General features: G+C 45.8%; 19 protein-coding genes. 10 read left to right on the forward strand and 9 right to left on the reverse strand.

What is annotated here, in order from left to right:
- On the forward strand, window positions 1-264 hold a 264-nt coding region (locus QT987_RS11205; RefSeq protein ID WP_333239803.1), incomplete at its 5' end, for a hypothetical protein.
- A gap of 110 nt (window positions 265-374) precedes the next feature.
- Here the strand turns inward: QT987_RS11205 and QT987_RS11210 are convergent.
- On the reverse strand, window positions 375-1,733 hold the full coding sequence (locus QT987_RS11210) for a calcium-binding protein (RefSeq protein ID WP_333239805.1): 1,359 nt from the start codon (window positions 1,731-1,733) through the stop codon (window positions 375-377).
- A gap of 213 nt (window positions 1,734-1,946) precedes the next feature.
- The gene (locus QT987_RS11215; protein ID WP_333239807.1) at window positions 1,947-3,308 is read right to left on the reverse strand and encodes a calcium-binding protein; all 1,362 of its coding nucleotides are present in this window, start codon (window positions 3,306-3,308) and stop codon (window positions 1,947-1,949) included.
- Window positions 3,309-3,443: 135 nt separating this feature from the next.
- On the opposite strand from QT987_RS11215, the gene QT987_RS11220 reads away from it, so the two are divergent.
- The 6 genes from QT987_RS11220 to QT987_RS11245 all read left to right on the forward strand — a co-directional run bounded on the left by QT987_RS11220 (window position 3,444) and on the right by QT987_RS11245 (window position 8,385).
- Window positions 3,444-3,647, forward strand: coding sequence for a hypothetical protein (locus tag QT987_RS11220; protein ID WP_333239809.1), 204 nt, complete (start codon window positions 3,444-3,446; stop codon window positions 3,645-3,647).
- 4 nt (window positions 3,648-3,651) lie between these two features.
- Window positions 3,652-3,873 (forward strand): hypothetical protein, encoded by a 222-nt coding sequence (locus tag QT987_RS11225; RefSeq protein WP_445299585.1) that lies wholly within the window; start codon window positions 3,652-3,654, stop codon window positions 3,871-3,873.
- Between the two features lie 507 nt (window positions 3,874-4,380).
- The gene (locus tag QT987_RS11230) at window positions 4,381-5,958 is read left to right on the forward strand and encodes a reverse transcriptase domain-containing protein (RefSeq protein WP_333239811.1); all 1,578 of its coding nucleotides are present in this window, start codon (window positions 4,381-4,383) and stop codon (window positions 5,956-5,958) included.
- Between the two features lie 42 nt (window positions 5,959-6,000).
- Window positions 6,001-6,324, forward strand: a complete 324-nt coding sequence (locus QT987_RS11235; protein WP_333239813.1) for a GNAT family N-acetyltransferase — start codon at window positions 6,001-6,003, stop codon at window positions 6,322-6,324.
- A 349-nt stretch (window positions 6,325-6,673) separates the two neighbouring features.
- Window positions 6,674-7,420: a HEAT repeat domain-containing protein gene (locus QT987_RS11240; protein WP_333239815.1), complete on the forward strand. Its 747-nt coding sequence runs from the start codon at window positions 6,674-6,676 to the stop codon at window positions 7,418-7,420.
- Window positions 7,421-7,461: 41 nt separating this feature from the next.
- Window positions 7,462-8,385, forward strand: a complete 924-nt coding sequence (locus tag QT987_RS11245) for an Rpn family recombination-promoting nuclease/putative transposase (protein ID WP_333214018.1) — start codon at window positions 7,462-7,464, stop codon at window positions 8,383-8,385.
- A gap of 110 nt (window positions 8,386-8,495) precedes the next feature.
- On the opposite strand, the gene QT987_RS11250 is transcribed toward QT987_RS11245, so the two are convergent.
- The 7 genes from QT987_RS11250 to QT987_RS11280 form a co-directional block, all read right to left on the reverse strand.
- Window positions 8,496-9,269: a class II aldolase/adducin family protein gene (locus QT987_RS11250; protein WP_333157165.1), complete on the reverse strand. Its 774-nt coding sequence runs from the start codon at window positions 9,267-9,269 to the stop codon at window positions 8,496-8,498.
- A 107-nt stretch (window positions 9,270-9,376) separates the two neighbouring features.
- Complete coding sequence (locus tag QT987_RS11255) at window positions 9,377-10,048, reverse strand: hypothetical protein (protein ID WP_333239817.1); 672 nt, start codon at window positions 10,046-10,048, stop codon at window positions 9,377-9,379.
- Window positions 10,049-10,227: 179 nt separating this feature from the next.
- On the reverse strand, window positions 10,228-11,484 hold the full coding sequence (locus QT987_RS11260) for an NAD(P)/FAD-dependent oxidoreductase (RefSeq protein ID WP_333239889.1): 1,257 nt from the start codon (window positions 11,482-11,484) through the stop codon (window positions 10,228-10,230).
- Between the two features lie 25 nt (window positions 11,485-11,509).
- Window positions 11,510-11,668: a rubredoxin gene (gene rd, locus QT987_RS11265; protein ID WP_333223887.1), complete on the reverse strand. Its 159-nt coding sequence runs from the start codon at window positions 11,666-11,668 to the stop codon at window positions 11,510-11,512.
- 331 nt (window positions 11,669-11,999) lie between these two features.
- Window positions 12,000-12,767 (reverse strand): ChaB family protein, encoded by a 768-nt coding sequence (locus QT987_RS11270; RefSeq protein WP_333239819.1) that lies wholly within the window; start codon window positions 12,765-12,767, stop codon window positions 12,000-12,002.
- A 175-nt stretch (window positions 12,768-12,942) separates the two neighbouring features.
- Window positions 12,943-13,314 carry a DUF5615 family PIN-like protein gene (locus QT987_RS11275; protein ID WP_333239821.1) on the reverse strand — a complete coding sequence of 124 codons (372 nt, stop codon included), beginning with the start codon at window positions 13,312-13,314 and terminating at the stop codon, window positions 12,943-12,945.
- Window positions 13,311-13,604 carry a DUF433 domain-containing protein gene (locus tag QT987_RS11280; protein ID WP_333239823.1) on the reverse strand — a complete coding sequence of 98 codons (294 nt, stop codon included), beginning with the start codon at window positions 13,602-13,604 and terminating at the stop codon, window positions 13,311-13,313. Before QT987_RS11280 ends, QT987_RS11275 begins: the two co-directional genes overlap by 4 nt.
- Before the next feature lie 79 nt (window positions 13,605-13,683).
- Here QT987_RS11280 and QT987_RS11285 point away from each other — a divergent pair, with 79 nt between their 5' ends.
- The 3 genes from QT987_RS11285 to QT987_RS11295 all read left to right on the forward strand — a co-directional run bounded on the left by QT987_RS11285 (window position 13,684) and on the right by QT987_RS11295 (window position 17,007).
- On the forward strand, window positions 13,684-14,373 hold the full coding sequence (locus QT987_RS11285) for a polysaccharide deacetylase family protein (protein ID WP_333239824.1): 690 nt from the start codon (window positions 13,684-13,686) through the stop codon (window positions 14,371-14,373).
- A 4-nt stretch (window positions 14,374-14,377) separates the two neighbouring features.
- A complete protein-coding gene (locus QT987_RS11290; protein ID WP_333239826.1) occupies window positions 14,378-15,364 on the forward strand; it encodes a DUF6263 family protein in 987 nt (328 codons plus the stop codon).
- 161 nt (window positions 15,365-15,525) lie between these two features.
- Complete coding sequence (locus QT987_RS11295; RefSeq protein ID WP_333239828.1) at window positions 15,526-17,007, forward strand: S-layer homology domain-containing protein; 1,482 nt, start codon at window positions 15,526-15,528, stop codon at window positions 17,005-17,007.
- The last annotated feature ends 320 nt before the right edge of the window (window positions 17,008-17,327 follow it).

Raw genomic sequence — 17,327 nt, forward strand, 5'->3', positions numbered from 1 at the left:
TGCTGTGAAAATACACTGGACGGGCGGGACGCCCATCCCACAAAGCAATCAAAATCATCCCGCAATTATGCAACGCCCGCGTTGCACAACAATTTGAGAATGATTCTTGTGGGGTGTCCCGCCTGCTGTGAAAATACACTGGACGGGCGGGACGCCCATCCCACAAAGCAATCAAAATCATCCCGCAATTATGCAACGCCGGTTTACCAATGTCTGCACTTTTTTTTCGAGATTTCGGTGAACCTGCCCCTGCTGGAATATTGATGTTTTTAATTATCGAACGAGTATAAATTCTGTGCGCTTGCGTTCATAAGACAAAATAAGGACACAACAATGTTGTGTCCCTACCGAAGATCTGTATTGTCAGCCGCCAACTAAATCGCAATAAAATCGCTAGCTGTTAGCGGACTACTTGGAATGCCAGGAATACTGGCAAGAACTTCGCCGTTACTGGCAATTTCGATCGTCGTTATAAAATCGCCTGGAGTAACTCTCAATTGGTTGAAGGTCAAACCTCCGCTCAAACCGATTAAATCTTCACCTTTTTGAAAGTCTAAAAATGTATCTGTACCGGCACCTGCTCCTAACACCAATACGTCGCGTCCAGTGCCACCAATTAAGAGATCCGCACCCATTGCGCCAATGAGTGTATCGTCTCCTTCTCCACCGCTCAAATTGTCATCCCCTTTGCCGCCTAATAGTAGGTCGTTGCCGCTGCCACCGCTGATAATATCGTTGCCTTTGTTGCCGCTGAGAGTGTCGTTTCCCCCATTGCCAGTGATAATATCCTCCCCTGCAAAACCTGATGCTGTATTGTTGGCATCGTCGCCTACTAAATTGTTAATTTTGGAGACATCGAGAGCAGTTTGCATTGCCACAACGTTTGTTAAAAAGGAGCTTCCCGGAGTGGTTCTTAATTGTTCTAAACTGCTGCGCGATTCCAGCGATGTTGCTAAGGTTGGCAGTGCAAAGTCTAAGCCAGCTAACAGCTCTAAATAATCTGAATCTGTGAAAGTGAAATCAGGGCGGTCCAACTGGTCTACAGAGATTTCTGTCTGAGTCAAGCCGGGAGGAGGAGAAGTTAACAAACCGTTTTGGGTGTGCTTTTCCAAGACAAGTAGCGGGTTGATAATCGGGTTAGTAAATGTTTGAAGAACTACTTTTCCCGGTAGGAAAGCTTCTCCTCCCAAACTCACAAAATCGCCGCTAACTATGTAGTGAGTTACATTTTTTCCTGGGCCGACTTTCTGCTTGAATGTATTGACTGTACTCTGAGCAACTCCGGGAGAATTGAAGGTGACAACATCTCCGATAGTAGATGTAAATTCGGTGGCGGCTAGTTGCGTTATGGCGCCGCCTAAGCTGTGTCCGAGAACATCTGGTGGCAAGCCGCTGGGGTTTTTGGCTGTATCTTGACTGATTTGTGTCAGCCAATTTCCTAATGCTTGTTTGTTGGCTTCAAATTGGTTGAAACCGGCGCCCCGCGGGTCTGCGTTGGCAATATCGTCTACGGGCGAGTCAGTGCCGCGAACTACCAAAACAGGCGGTTTGTCTGGGGTGGTGGAAATTAAGCCGATCGCGTGAAATCCAGTTCCGGGATCGTCAAAGGTGCGATCGATTTGGTAGCCAGCAGCACTCAAACCTGTTTGAACTAAAGTTTGAAACTGGGGCTGGTCATCTATGTAAACAAGTTGCTTGGCTATAGTTTCGTAAGCGGCGGGGGAGGAGGGCATATTTTTTTATTTCCTGTCGTTTGATGGGGAATTAGTTTTTAAGCTACTTAACTCAGTTTACTATAAACTTCGTTTATTAACCATATTAATGGGTCATTTTTAGTGGCTTTTTAGGGGCAAATTAATTGAGATTTTTTAACAAAAAAAACCTCTCGATACAAAACCCATGCGGGTTTCTCGCCACCACAAATACAAATTTTGCTCACCCTAAAACTATACAAAATCTACCCGACTAATATCGCTGGCAACTACGCCTCTGAGAGTAGCAAGAATTTCCCCAGTAATCGGGATACTAATTAAAGCTCCGTCAACACCTTGGGTTACTGTAACTTGAGGAAAAGTTAGACCGCGCGACAGTAAAATTAAATCTTCACCATCTTGAAAATCTACAATCACATCTGCTCCGCCACCGGGTTCCAATACAAAGCGATCGCGCCCCGCACCACCAATTAAAAAATCGTTGCCAAACTCGCCGGAAACCAAATCATTTCCGTCGCCACCCTCCAAATAATCGTTATCTCTGCCGCCGTACAAGAAGTCATCGCCATCGCCACCGATGATGCTGTCATTACCTCGATTGCCTCTGAGAGTATCGTTACCGCGATTGCCGATAACTGTATCCTCTCCAGGGCCCCCCGTAGCAGTATTGTTGCGATCGTCCCCTAATAAATAATTCGGTTGTAAGGGAGCTAAACCGTATTGCATTTGTCTGATCAACTGCACAAAAGAAAATTCTGGTGCGGTTCTCACACTCTCTGCACCGCCTCTGCTTCTGATGGCGACTGACACATTGGGCAGGGCAAAATTCATCGCACCGATAAACTCGTTAAAATCTGAATCGTTGTTATAAGTAAATTCAGGACTGTTTAATTGTTCTACGGAAATTTGCCTCTGCAAAAAACCCACGGGCGGAGTAGTTAACAAATTTTCAGTTCGATGTTTTGCCAAAACAGTTAAGGGATTAATACTCGGATCTGTAAAACTTTGGATAAATACTTTACCTGGGATAAATGCTTCCCCAAACAAGCTGACGAAATCTCCGCTGACAATGTAGTGAGTGACATTTTTGTTGCCGACTCTGCCGAGATTTCTCCGAAAAGTGTTGAATGTACTCGCTGACACTCCCGGAGAGTTGAAAGTAAAGATATCGCCGGTCAGAGTTGTGTATTCTGTTGCTACAATTTGAGCGACTGCTCCGCCCCAACTGTGTCCGATGACATCGGGCAATAATTTGCTGGGGTTTTTACCAGTATTTTGACCGATTTCTGTGAGCCAATTTTGGATATTATCTTTGTTCTTTTCAAATTCAGGTAAACCAATGTCCCGCGAGTCGGAAAAGATAGCGTCGCCGTCGATGAAATCTGTACCTTTAAATACGAGGGCGGGCGGGTTTTCGGGATTGGATGAACCGAACCCGATCGCATAAAAGTTGGTTTCTGGGTCGTCGAATATGCGATCGATATAGTAGCCATTAGTATCGAGGAAACGCGAAACTTCATTTGCCGCGCTCGGCTTTTGATTCAAAAAAACAATTGATTTAGCCAGAGCTTCATAAACAGCAGGCGAGGCACTCATAATATTATATTTTCTGTTTGTTGGGATTTGCGATCGCTCTCTTCTTGAGCTAATTGTCCAATGGTAGCCATTATAGCTGACAAGATTTTATGGTACACTTGATAATATCAACTCAAGAATTAAGTTTTTGCGGTTATGGGTATTATTCGTCAATACATTGCTCCATTGATAGCGGTATTAGTATTTTTCGCGGCTCTGGTAGCAGTCAGTGCTCGCATCTTTTTGCCTGGTGACATGGCTGCCCCGGCACCGATTGAGGAAGCGATCCCCCAAAAGCAAGCGGCAGTAGTGAATCCAATTTTCTTGGGACTAAATTATTCCGCTTTCGATGTCCGCTGAGCTGATGTCTGCTCAACTAATACCGGGCTACGGGCTGCGATCGGGATCGGGACTCGATCGAGCAAAACTGGTAAAGTTTATGCACCGGACATACCAAGAGCTTTACCCCAATGGCGAATTGGGACATTTGGCTCAAACTGTCGAGCAGTATTTTTCTAACCAGACGCCGGTTTGGTGGGTAGAGTGCCAGAAAAAGTGCGATTCGTTGAAGCGTAAACCACGGTAAAAGCCCGTACATAGCGTTTCCAGCCACAAGGCTGAACTCTCGGTTTGATAAGGGTGCAAGTCCCTTCTGCCAGACTCAGGTATGACTCCCTATCTGCCCACACCGACCAAGCTCGATTCTTGGAGAGTGAAGCTGGGAACAGGACGCAATCAGACATCTAATGTGAGGTGACACTGGCGTTAATGGGGAGTTCCGATGGTGAAAACAGAGCCTAAAAAAGTAACTCAGGCACGAACGGGACACAGACTAAAACTCCCGACTCCACTGGAGCTTATTCCCGCCGAATCCTTTTTCAATATCGGCAAGAGTCCAGGGAATCCAGTAGTTAAAGCTGGCTCCACCTAAAGGAACAATCAATCTAACCGAGGGAACGAAGAAAAACGAACTGAGGGTCAAGGGGAAGTCGAACCCTTTCGTAGGCTAGACGAGCAGCGGAACCCCCTTAGTTCGGGTAGGACAGACCGTAATTGGTCTGAGGTGTTCAGAGTACACAAACTAGAGCAGAGCATGATTAGGCACGACAGCAATGTTAGTGAATCTTGGAAAACGTTATCGTGGAAGAAATTCCGCCGTGATTTATTCCGCCTACAAAAGCGCGTGTATAAAGCGATTCAGGTTGGAGACAAGCGGAAAGCGAAGTCCCTTCAAAAGCTAATTCTGAAATCTCGGGCTGCAAGAATGTTGGCAATACGTCAAGTAACACAACTGAATGCTGGCAAAAAGACTGCGGGAATCGATGGAAGAGCCTCACTCACATTTGAGGAAAGGCTTGCACTGAGTGAAGAACTCAGAGCCAAAAGTAACAACTGGAATCATCAGAAGTTACGTTCAATACCAATCCCCAAAAAGGATGGGAGTACCCGCCTCCTTAAGATACCGACTATCGCCGATAGAGCGTGGCAATGCCTCGCAAAATACGCGCTAGAGCCAGCACACGAAGCAACCTTCCACGCCCGGAGTTATGGATTCAGAACCGGAAGGTCGGCGCATGACGCGCAGAAATTTCTGTTCCAGAATCTACGCTCAAACGCCCACGGAATAGAAAAACGGGTTATCGAACTCGATATCGAAAAATGCTTCGACAGGATAAGCCACACCAGCATAATGGAACGACTCATCGCCCCAAAGGGTATCAAGACCGGAATATTCCGCTGTCTAAAAGCAGGAGTCAATCCAGAATTTCCAGAACAAGGAACCCCGCAAGGGGGCGTGGTAAGTCCATTACTAGCCAACATAGCTCTCAATGGGATTGAGGAAATACATCAATCAGTCCGTTACGCGGATGACATGGTAATAATTCTGAAACCTAAAGATGATGCGGAGGCAATACTTGATAAAGTCAGCGAATTTCTGGCAGAACGAGGAATGAAGGTTAGTGAAAAGAAAACTAAACTAACAGCTACGACAGATGGATTTGACTTCCTCGGTTGGCATTTCAAAGTGCAAAACAACGGGAAATTTAGATGCGTTCCATCAGCGGACAATTTTAAAGCGTTCCGTCAGAAGGTAAAACACATCGTTAACAACTCGAATTATGGTGCTACGGTCAAGGCTAAGAAATTAGCCCCTGTGGTTAGAGGCTGGAGAAATTACCACCGCTACTGTAAATTGGATGGGTCACGGCTATCACTGTGGTTCGTCCAAAATAGAGCCTTCAAGGTATTCAACAAGGAATCGAAACAATCTCGCGACACCAGCAAGAAATTGCTTGATAAAGCATTCCCATCGGTTCCTTACTCCGAAAACAAATTTGTCAATGTCAAAGGAGAGAAATCTCCCTACGACGGAGATATAGCCTACTGGAGCGAGCGTTACAGCAAGCTCTATGACGGCGCAACCTCTAAAGCTTTAAAACGGCAAAACCATAAATGTGGGAAATGTGGCTTAAAAATGCTAGGCGATGAAAAGGTACATCTACACCATTTAGATGGAAACCATAGTAACTCGAAAACTAATAACCTCTTAGCGGTTCACGAAAGCTGCCACGATTATATCCACATGAGCAAAGGCGCAAGCCAAGAACATCGGGAGCTGGGTGCGGTGAAAGTCGCACGCCCAGATCTAACCGAGAGGTGCGGAGGATAATACCTCCCATCGACTCAAACCACCCCGGAAGAGGCAGAAATTTTGCCGACGCTTCCCTCGCAGTATCTCAATCCCCAATCTCAGGCGCAAAATCTGACATCGGTTGTGGGATGTTTGTGGTTGGGAAATGCGATCGACCAAACCACCGGAGAACGCTATGCTCACATTTTTTTGCTGTACGTAGCACCGGAACATCGCCGTCTGGGAGTCGGTGCAGCTTTAGTTATTCATGCTGAAAATTGGGCGCGGGAAAGGGGCGATCGGCAAATTGGTTTGCAAGTATTTCTGAGCAATCAGCCTGCGGTGAATCTATATCAAAAATTAGGCTATCAAACTCATTCCCTGTCGATGCTCAAATCCCTTTGAAATATAAATTCTACTGGTTTGGAATCAGGGCTAAAGTCCTGATTCATGCCAATTATGAGGACTGAAGTCCTCACTACAAACTTAGGTGACAGCAATTATGAGGACTGAAGTCCTCACTACAAACTTAGGTGACAGCAGAGGAATTTGTTTGTTGTAAGTCATATGTTGCACCATTCTCAATTAGCCTTTTAGGAACAGGCTTTCCGGCCTGTTCCACAAGAAAATTTATCTGTTGTGGAACAGGCCGGAAAGCCTGTTGCTGACAAGCGCCCCCTACAATTATTGACTGCTGAGTGCTGACTGCTGACTGAGTTGCTTAGGAGCATCCTCTGTGCGGTAAAGTTTTTTTATGAACAATAACGACTACCCCAACGCCCTTGATACTGACACGGAACTGGAAAGCCCTTTGGATCATTTTGACGAATCCGAACCCCCGCTGCCAGATCCCGATGAAATGCTGCCAATGCTTGCATCCCCGGAACCTCAGCACCGGATGATTGCGGCGCGGGCTTTTTGCGAACTGCAGGACGATCGAGCAATTTCGCATTTAATTAATTTATTGAGAGACGGTTGCCCCTTGGTGCGGGTAAGCGCGGCTTATGCTTTGGGGCGAAATCCGAGTCCCGATGCTGTGGAACCGCTGATTCTTCAGCTTAACCGCGACTGGAATGGTTACGTTCGCAAAGGGGTAGTTTGGGCCTTGGGAAATTGCAGGGATCACCGCGCTTTGCCATCTTTAATTGATGCTCTGAGAACTGATATTTCGGCGGTGCGTTTGTGGGCGGCGAGTTCTCTGGGTCAAATGGCAAAAGTTGGTTACTATGTGGTGATTGCGGCGATTCCGCCGTTGATTCAAACGCTGCGGGGAGATTCTGTATCTGCTGTGCGGAGCAACTGCGCTTGGGCGATCGGGCAACTGGCCCGCGAATTGCCGAATAATATAGTGTACGCTGGGGCGATCGACGGTTTGATTGAAGCTTTAGAAGAAGATGAAGATATGGGCGTGAGGGAAGATGCTAAATCTTCACTTTTGCGAGTCGGCGACCCGCGCGGATTGCAGATAATTGAAGATTTAGAAATGGAAGGAATTTTGTGATATAATTATCACATTAAAACACCATTTACTAATTATCAATTATGAATTTCATCAACCCTAAGACAGATTTTGGTTTCAAAAAAATCTTTGCTTCGCCCCAGAGCAAAGAAGTTTTGATTAGCTTCCTCAATGCTATGCTCTACAACGCAGAGCCGACAATTACAGACTTAGAAATCATCGATCCCTACGCCGCACCGAGCATTACTGGGTTAAAAGACACTTACCTGGATGTCAAAGCAAAAATTACGGGCAACAAAACTGTAATTATCGAAATGCAGGTCATCAATGTAGAAGCTTTTACTAAGCGCGTCATATATAATGCAGCCAAAACCTACGCCACTCAACTCAAACGCAGAGAAGGCTACTCAAAATTAAATCCTCTCATCGCTCTCACAATTACGGATTTTATCCTGTTTGAAAATACCGAAAAGTTTCTCTCACATTTTGTATTTAAAGAAGTCGAAGAAAACTTCGAGTATTATAGAGAAATAGAGTTAGTTTTTGTTGAACTACCAAAGTTTAACAAAAAATTAGAACAAGTGGAAAATCTGATTCAAAGCTGGATTTATTTTATAAAAAATGCTCCTGAACTGGAGGAAATACCGGATAAATTGGCCTCAGTACCCGAAATTCAAACAGCTTTTAACATTGCTAACAGGTCTACCTTAAACCTTGACGAGTTAGCATCATTAGAAAAGCGGGAAATGTTCTTTGAAGACCAACGCGGTGCTGTTATTAAGGGGATGCAAGAAGGTCGCCAAGAAGGTCGCCAAGAAGGTCTAATTGAGGGGCAAACAGCATTAATTCTGCGTCAAATCGCGCGGCGCACTGGCGAAATCCCACCAGAAGTTCAAACTCGCATCCAGCAGTTATCTCTCGAACAATTAGATGATTTAGGAGAAATCTTGTTAGATTTTACCAGTCAAGAGGATTTGATAGCTTGGCTGGAATCCGTGTCAGCATGAATTTATAAATTTTTCACTTCTGATACTAAATCCGGCTTTAATACCCCTTCATTCTTGATTCGCCGCAGGCGGACTGTGTTTGTGTAGTAGCGGTTTCAACCGCCTAGTTCCTAATCTAATAAGTCAGGTTCCCGACGCACAATCATGTCATAAAGCGGTTGAAAGCTAAACCATCCCATGCGGTGAGACCCTACTTGCTGCTGTGTTAAACGCGCACATTCTGGCTTGATGAGAATTGGTTTTCCCGCTGCTTCGGCCATTAACTGCGCTTGACAAGAACGTTCCATTGCAATAAACCACCAAGCCGCTTCATCTACTGTTTGACCTACTGTTAACAGTCCGTGATTTTGTAAGATAATGGCTTTTTTCTCACCTAAAGTTTTGGCGATGCGTTTAGCTTCTTCGATTTCCAAAACAACTCCGGTGTAATCGTCAAATAAAGCTTGGTCTTCATAAAAAGAACAAGCATCTTGCGTCAGCGGGTCAAGCAGGCGGCCCAAACTCGACCAACTTTTGCCGTAAGGAGAATGAGCGTGGGCTGCTGCGATTACGTCGGGGCGGGCGCTGTGCACTTGGGAATGAATGGCAAATGCTGCTTCGTTGACGGGTTTATTTCCTTCAACAACTTCGCCTTTGTGGTTGACTAAAATTAGGTCGCTGACTCGAATTAAACTAAAGTGCATTCCAAAAGAATTGACCCAGAAATGGTCGAGGTGTTCGGGGTCGCGGACGGTGATGTGTCCGGCAATTCCTTCGCTGAATCCGAAGCGGGCAAATAATCGAAATGCGGCGGCTAAACGCTGTTTGCGGTGGCGGCGTTCTTCTTCAACTGAGTTGAATGTTGGGGGTTGAATGGTGACTTTGGGGATTTTTATTGCAACCATATATTTTATTAGTGAAAAGACAGGAGGCAGAGCCTCCGAATCGGCATTCCCAGTCAGAGACTGGGAACGAGATAATTTGGAATTGTGGGACAGGCATCTTGCCTGCCCTATTGACTGGCGACTTCACTAAGGCGCAAACCAGATATATTTTGGCAGTCAAAGGTGGCGTTGTTGCCGGGGTGGCGATCGATTAATTCGATGATTTGTCCGGCGGGGTTTTGCAGAAACCACTGAGTTAATGAGCCGTAGTCTAGAGGACGCTCTGATAGCGGTTTAAAGTTTTTATTTTGCCATATTTTAGCAGCATTCTGCACGTTTTCGACTCGAATCGCGACGTGGTGAACTGCTTCTAATCCTCTTTCTTGCTGAAAGCGGTTTTTTTGGTCGCCGGCTGCGTGGGGCGCATCTAATACTACTAAGCCGCCCGCTGGCATTAATAAGGTCATTAAATGCAGCCACAAATCGGAGGGAACGTTAATGTTTGTTGAACAAAAGTTAATCGGGAACAAGTCGGGGCCTTCAACTGTTTTGGCACCGAAGGGGTAAAAAGATTTGGCGTAGTTTTCTAGTTCGGTGCGGCTAGGGAATGTGAGGACAAAGTGGTCGATCGCAACTTGTTCGTCGTACAGGTGTGTTTCAAACGTCCAGGCTGTTAAAAATTCGGGACTGATAAATTTGGGGTTGAATTCCAGCAAGCCATTTTTTTCGATGAAAGGTGAGTCAACATGGCCCTCAAGGTTGCGATCGAACTTTAGGGTTTTTAGATTCAAGTTTTTCATTTATCTCACCCGATGTTAAGTCCGCCAAACGGCGAATTTTGTCTACAAGCTGAAGTGGACACACATTTGGTGCGCCTTAATTCAAAAATAACACAAAATTTAATATAGGCGAGCCGATCGCCCGATCGCAACTCCTAAACCTTTACAAAGCAAGTATTCCGCAATCTAAAATCTAAAATCTACAATCTACAATCGGATGGTTTGCCGATCGCGTTCCCGGCCAACCACGCTGTAGTCCAGGCACTTTGGAAGTTGAAACCGCCCGTCACGCCGTCGATATCCAAGATTTCGCCCGCAAAGAAAAGTCCGGGACAGCGGCGGCTTTCCATTGTCTTAAAATCGACTTCTTTGAGGTTGACACCGCCGCAGGTGACGAATTCTTCTTTAAATGCCCCTTTTCCGGCAATCTGATATTCGCCTTGAACGAGTTCTTGCAGGAGGCGATCGAGGGTTTTGTTAGATAAGTCTGCCCAGCGTTTTTGCTCGTCAATGCCGATCGAACTTGTCAAACGTTCCCAGAGGCGGCGCGGCACCGGAAACGGACAGCTAGAGACAATCAATCGGTGCGACAACTGCGACTTCACCGCTAGCAGTTGCTGCCGCAAAACTTCCGCATTGTACTGGGGAAGCCAATTAATCAGCACAGAGGTTTTATAATGGCGATCGTGCAAAAATCTCGCACCCCAAGCCGAAAGTTTGAGTACAGCAGGCCCGCTTAAACCCCAGTGAGTAATTAGCAAAGGCCCGCTTTGTTCTAATTTAGCTCCCGGCAATTTGACCTTAGCATTAGGAACAGAAATTCCGGCTAAATCTTTGATTCTGCTGTCGGAAATATTAAAAGTAAATAGAGAAGGAACGGGCAGTTCTACAGTATTACCTAACTCTTTTGCCCACTTATAACCGGAAGGATTGCTGCCTGTAGCGAGAAGAATGCGATCGCACTTAAATCTCTCCCCAGATTTCAACTCAATTTCAAATGTAGGGGCGGTGCCCCCGTGCCCGCCCTCCAATGTTAATTTCTTTACAGAAACTACTGCATCGCCCGTGCGAATGTTTACGCCTGCATCCTCAGCAGCCCGAATCAAACAGTTAACAATTGTCGCCGAATCGTCTGTGATCGGAAACATTCGCCCGTCTTCTTCTGTTTTCAACTTCACACCGTGACCTGCAAACCATTCTACAGTATCGCGGGGTTGAAATCGAGTAAAAGCACCGCGCAGAGCTTTCCCTCCTCTGGGGTAATTCTGCACTAAAACACCGGGGTCAAAACAAGCGTGAGTCACGTTGCAGCGCCCGCCGCCAGAGATGCGAACTTTTGCCAGGAGTTGCCGGCCAGCTTCTAGTAAAGTGACGCGGGCCTGCGGGTAGGTTTTGGCACAGGTAATTGCACTAAAAAAACCTGCAGCACCGCCGCCAATGACTGTAATTTTGAGGATTCGATCGGACAAATTTTTTTCTCGCTTATTCTGGTTCAAAATCGGATTTTGCCGCCCCGCAAGTGGGACAAACCCAATCGTCGGGGATATCTTCAAAGGCAGTACCGGGAGCTATGCCTCCGTCGGGGTCGCCTAGTTCTGGATCGTAGACGTAATTGCAAACTGTACAAACGTATTTTTGCATTTGCTTAACTCAATTTTATATTGCAAGCTTATAGATTGTACTTGACAACGCAACCTAGTGCAATATAGCAATCCTAAATTAGTCGTAATTTTTTTACCCCACCCCAACCCTCCCCTTACCAAGGGGAGGGAGTAAGAAATTCACAAATGATTTAGGATTGCTATATCACTTTCAAAAAGTAATGAGACTTTCGGTAATTTCCAAGTCTTTACGAATTAAGTTGTGCACCATTTTTCAATCTAAAATCTAAAATCTAAAATCGTCAAAGCCTCTAGAATCAAAGTTCGAGAGGCTTGATTGTATTTTTTATTAGTTTACTGCGATTGCAAGACTAGACTTTCGCTAAAGGCTTAGTCCAAACGCCGTTTTCATCTTCTTCGTACTGCTGGTGAATGGCGCTCCAAGCGGTGTGTTCCGCTTGTATCGAGTCGTTGCTTTCATCAAATGCGGCGTTGTAGGATTCCATAAAGGTTTTTTGAGCTGCTTCCGACAGGTGCGATCGCACTTCGGGAGACAAATCTGCCGGACTATTGCAGCGACCTTTGACGGCGCGCGGCAGCGTCATCTCGCTAACTGAAACTTCTTCGCCACCTGCACTTTCTAGCAAGAGTTGAAATTCGCCCGATTTATCTGCGGGAACTTCTGCCATCACGAGAAATTCGCCTGCTTCAACGCGGGTTTGATAGATAGTTGCTTTTTCTTCGGGCATTCCCAAAGCGACCAAAGCGGAAACTAGACCCGCACCGGCTGAACCTGCGATCGCGCCGCTAGCTGCACCCAACAGTACCGCACCCAGCGGGCCCGCCGATACTACTGCACCGACAAAGGGAATAAACAGCACGCCGACGCCTGTTAGCAAACCCAAAAAAGAACCGAATAAGGAACCAAAAATCGCCCCGCTTCGCAGACCGCCTAATATCACATCTTTTTTAGTAATAAAGCCGGCAATTTTAGTTTTAGATTGAAAGTTTTTTCCCATTACTGAGATGTGGTCGCGGGAAACTCCGCGATCGAGCAACCGCCGAATTACGCCGTCTAATTGTTCTTCTTCCTTAAATACGGCTGAAACTGTTCGTTCGGCTAAATATTCCTCGGTCATTGTTCCTCCTTGATGGTAGGTAGATTACTTGTGCTAGTTTTTAGTATAGGAAGACACTGTAGGGCGATCGCATCAACCGCGAGATAGAGGTCGATAGACTGTGGCTAGATTTAGTCTATATCAAAAGAGTTAAACCATTAAGTATTCGGCACTCACTCAAGTTTATTTCATATTTTTATTCATCTCTTATATAAGTTCCAAGATACTCCAGTTGGTCGATCATTTCCTCTGCTGACTTAGCAGCAATCAAATTCAAAAGTCCCCGCAACTGTGCGCCCACTGAATACCGCTGCTGTTGTGCAAGAATGATTCCAGCATGACTTCTCTCTTCTGCAATACAGATATTGTGTAAACGGCTGAAATCTCTCCTATTAAAACTGTAAACGACTCGCCTTTGCTCGGTTGCCCAAGTGAGCTGTTCTTCATCTGAAAAACTCAGCCTGTTAGCCTCCGAGGTTGTTATCACATCTACACCCGAATTTCGCAGAGCTAAGATTAGAGCTTGTTCCTGAATATCCTCATCAAGATATAAACGAATCTTACTCACGATAGCTTACCTGCCATAGAGTCTGCTTCCAAGCGCTCCCACTCAGCATTTTCTGCTGCTATTTCCGCGTCAATTTGCTTTTTGTTCGCATAATAGTAAGCTAAGGCTGCATAAACCTGTGCTAAATTCAAGTGCGTTCTCTTTTGAACAATTACTTCAGGAGTCCATCCCGCATTAAAATCAATAGCAATGTTCTCTACCGTAATTCTAGTTCCTGCAATTCGCGGGCGGCCGCCGCAAGTTCCGGGCGTGCGGACAATTAGCGTTCCTATATCAACGGCAGTTGTCATATTTACCTCGATTGAGTTAACTTTATTCTATTGTAACGCAGCTTCATTTCTACCCGATCGCCCTAAACAACATTAATCAATGCCATTAGCACCCCTGTTTCCTGTCGTTCATCCCATCCTCAAATCTGCTTTTCCCAGATGTCTGTGGACGGGAGATATCAAAAGCCGAGAGATTGCCCTCACATTTGACGACGGTCCACACCGTCAGCACACACCTCAACTGTTAAAAATTTTAGATAAATACGACATCAAAGCTAGTTTTTTCTGGCTAGGTTTTTGCGTGGACAGGCATCCAGAAACGGCTAAAGAAGTGTACGATCGCGGACACTGGATCGGCCTCCACGGCTATCAGCATATATCGTTTCCTAAACTCAAAACCCACGAACTCAAACAAAGTTTAGAGGACACGCAGAAAGCAATTGCCAAAGCTTGCGATTTAGACCCAGAATTCATCCTGGACGTGCGGCCGCCCAACGGCATTTTTACGCCGCGAACATTAGAGTTATTGCAACAGTGGGAATATCGTCCTGTAATGTGGAGTGTCGTCCCGGAAGATTGGGTGCGGCCGGGGGTGAGGAAAGTTATTAGTCGCATCGTGCAGCAAACAGAAAACGGATCAATTATTGTACTGCACGACGGCTTTTGCGGTGGTGAAGATGTTGCAGCTTCGGCGGATAAAATAATTCCATTGCTTTTGTACAAAGGTTACAAATTCGTGACAGTCGATCGACTGTGGCAACAGAACAACATTCAAATAACAGGAAATTAAGTCCATGAAAAAAAGACAGTTTATTGCATCTCTTTGTTTGGTAAGTGCCGGATGGGCGATCGAGCTTTCTCCTGCTTCCCTAAGTGCTGAAACTCCACTTCTAGTTCAGCAGCCATCCCCTGGCGTATCCGCGCCTGCCACCAACTCAAAAACCCCGCAAGTGGAACTGCTAAATCCGGGAGTGGAACCCCGACAGCAACTGCGTTTAAAACCAGCTATCGATGTCAAAGAAACGACAGTTATGACCCTAAAAATGGATATGAAAATATCCGCATTGGGTCGCTCTTCGCCTGCGGCTAAAAGTCCAGTATCGGTGATGACTTTCGAGACAAAAGTCACTAAAATTGATCCCAACGGTGATATTCACTACGAGTTTGCTTATACTAACGCAGATATCATCGGCGATACTGGAAATACCCCGCCAGCAGCCCTAGATGCCATGCGTTCCGCACTCAAAAGCATGGTCGGAATGAAAGGCTCTTTCATCATGGACAATCGCGGTTTTAATAAAGGAGGTAACTTTATTTTGCCCGAAGGAGCTGACAACAACCTCAAACAAATGGTTAGACAAACGTCTAAATCTCTAGAGCAACTTGCCTCGCCGCTGCCTGCCGAAGCAGTCGGAAAAGGAGCCAAATGGCGCGTTTCTTCTTCCTCTGATTTCAGTGGCATGAATATGAATGTCATTTCTACCTATGAATTGGCTAGCTGGCAAGATGGAGTTGCCTCTCTGAATGTAAGTATAGAGCAGCAAGCAAACCCTCAAAATATTACCTCTCCCCAACTGCCTCCGGGAACTACCTTAACCCTAAAATCTTTTACTTCTGAGGGTGGGGGAGCAATCACAATGCGCTTGGATAGATTAAACCCTTTTCGGTCTACTGCGTCTGTTAGTTCAAATAGCGAAATGAGTGCTAAAAATGCTGGCAGTTCTGAAGAATTAACAATCACAACAACAATGGCCGTGGAGATGACTTTCGAGTCGAAGTAAGCTTTATTATACAACTCGAAAAATTAGGGGCATGGCATTGCCGTGTCCTTAGTTGTCGGTAAAATTTTAAGAACTGGTATTAAATCGGGTTAATATACCTAGTATTCTATAAAATTTGCTTCGGTTTCGATCGCCAATTTGTAAGTAGAGGAGTCTGTTCTATGATTCGATCGCACAGATGGCAAGCTATCATCGGTTTACTGGTAGCCCTGGGGATAATCATCGGGAATTTAGTGTTTCCCGGTATGAATGTAGCACCGGCATTTGCTCAAGCCAAATTTACGGATGTTAACAACCATTGGGCGCAAGCTTGCATTGAGGAGTTAGCACAGAAAAAAATTATCAGTGGCTATTACGAAGACGGCACTTTTCGCCCGAATCGCCCCGTCAGCCGCGCTGAGTTTGCGGCCATGGTTCGCATGGCTTTTCCAGATGCCCAAACCGTCCGATCTCCGATCAGCTTTGCAGATATTCCCACAAATTACTGGGGTTTTAAAGCAATTCGAGAAGCTTATCAGACGGGTTTTATGTCCGGTTACAGCGGCAGTATTTTTAACCCGACATTGAATGTTACCCGCTGGCAGGTTTTGGTAGCTTTAACCAGCGGCTTAAAATATACACCTGCAGGGCCGGCGGCTGAGATTTTGGATGCGACTTTTGAAGATGCGCGGGACATTCCCGAACTGGCTAGAAGTGCGATCGCCGCCGCCACAGAAAAACAACTTGTAGTCAATTATCCGGCTGTTAAACAGCTAGAACCTACTCGGAATGCTACTCGCGCCGAAGTAGCAAGTTTTTTCTGTCAGGCGATCGCCAAACCCGGCCAAACTGCCTTAATTCCTTCGGAATATATCGCCCAAGTTCCGCCGAATATCGGCCCGCCGAGAACAACAGAAACCTCGGAAGCGGGGAAAGTTCGGGCGGAAGTTTCTTTCGTAAAAGAAGCAGAAAATGCTAAAGACCTCCGCATCAGAATTATCCGCGACGGTAAAACTTTATTAGAAGAACCAGTGCTGATTCCGACTCGTTCTCTAGTTGATAACCCCGACCAAAGAGCCAGCGAAGAAATATCAGAAGGACGTTTTTTATCGCTACGAATCCGTGATTTAGACGGCGACAAGGAACCGGAAGTGCTGGCAGATTTAGTGTCAACCAAAAGCGGCGTCCGCTGCTGCAATTATTCGTTTATTTACCGCTACGACTCGGCAGCTAACAAATACACTCATCTCAAGCATTTCTGGGGCAATGTGAGTTACGAAATAGTCGATTTTGGCAAAAATGATATCCCAGAGTTCAAGAGTCTGGACGGAAGATTTTCCGAGGCTTTTACAAATTACGCTGATTCTCGCTTTCCGCTGCAAATTTGGCAGTACCGCCAAGGTAAAATGCAAGATGTTAGCAAACAGTATCCGGTGGAAGTATACACGAATTCTGCTGAGCTTTGGCTGGAATCTAACAAGCGTCTGAGTGAAGATGGGGAGGTGAAGGGGGTTTTGGCGGCCTTCATGGCGAACAAGTATGTCATGGGCCAGGAGGCGGAAGGTTGGCAATTGTTGGAGAGGGTTTATCAAGGACGCGATCGCACTCAATTCTTCGGGAAGTTGCGGGAGTTTTTGGTGAGTACGGGCTATGCTAGTAAGTAGATTTGGAGGTTTTTAACCGCAGATTAAAGCGGATTAAGGCGGATTAACGCTGATAAAATCTGTAGGGGCGGGTTTTACGAATAATATCTAATTCCTACTAACAATATTACTAAACCCGCCCCATACAACAGATAACCCAAGTCAACTATTCATCAAATTTACCGTCACATATTAATTTGTTTAAATAAAGTAAATTACTACTCACATCTTGCCCCATTCTCCAGAACAGGCAAGATGCGTGTTCCACAAAGAGTGAATTTTCTTGTGGAACAGGCCGGAAAGCCTGTTCATAAAAAGCTTATTGAGAATAGTGCAACATC

Origin of the sequence: Microcoleus sp. SVA1B4 (assembly GCF_036700545.1) — a bacterium.
Classification (GTDB): Bacteria; Cyanobacteriota; Cyanobacteriia; order Cyanobacteriales; family Microcoleaceae; genus Microcoleus.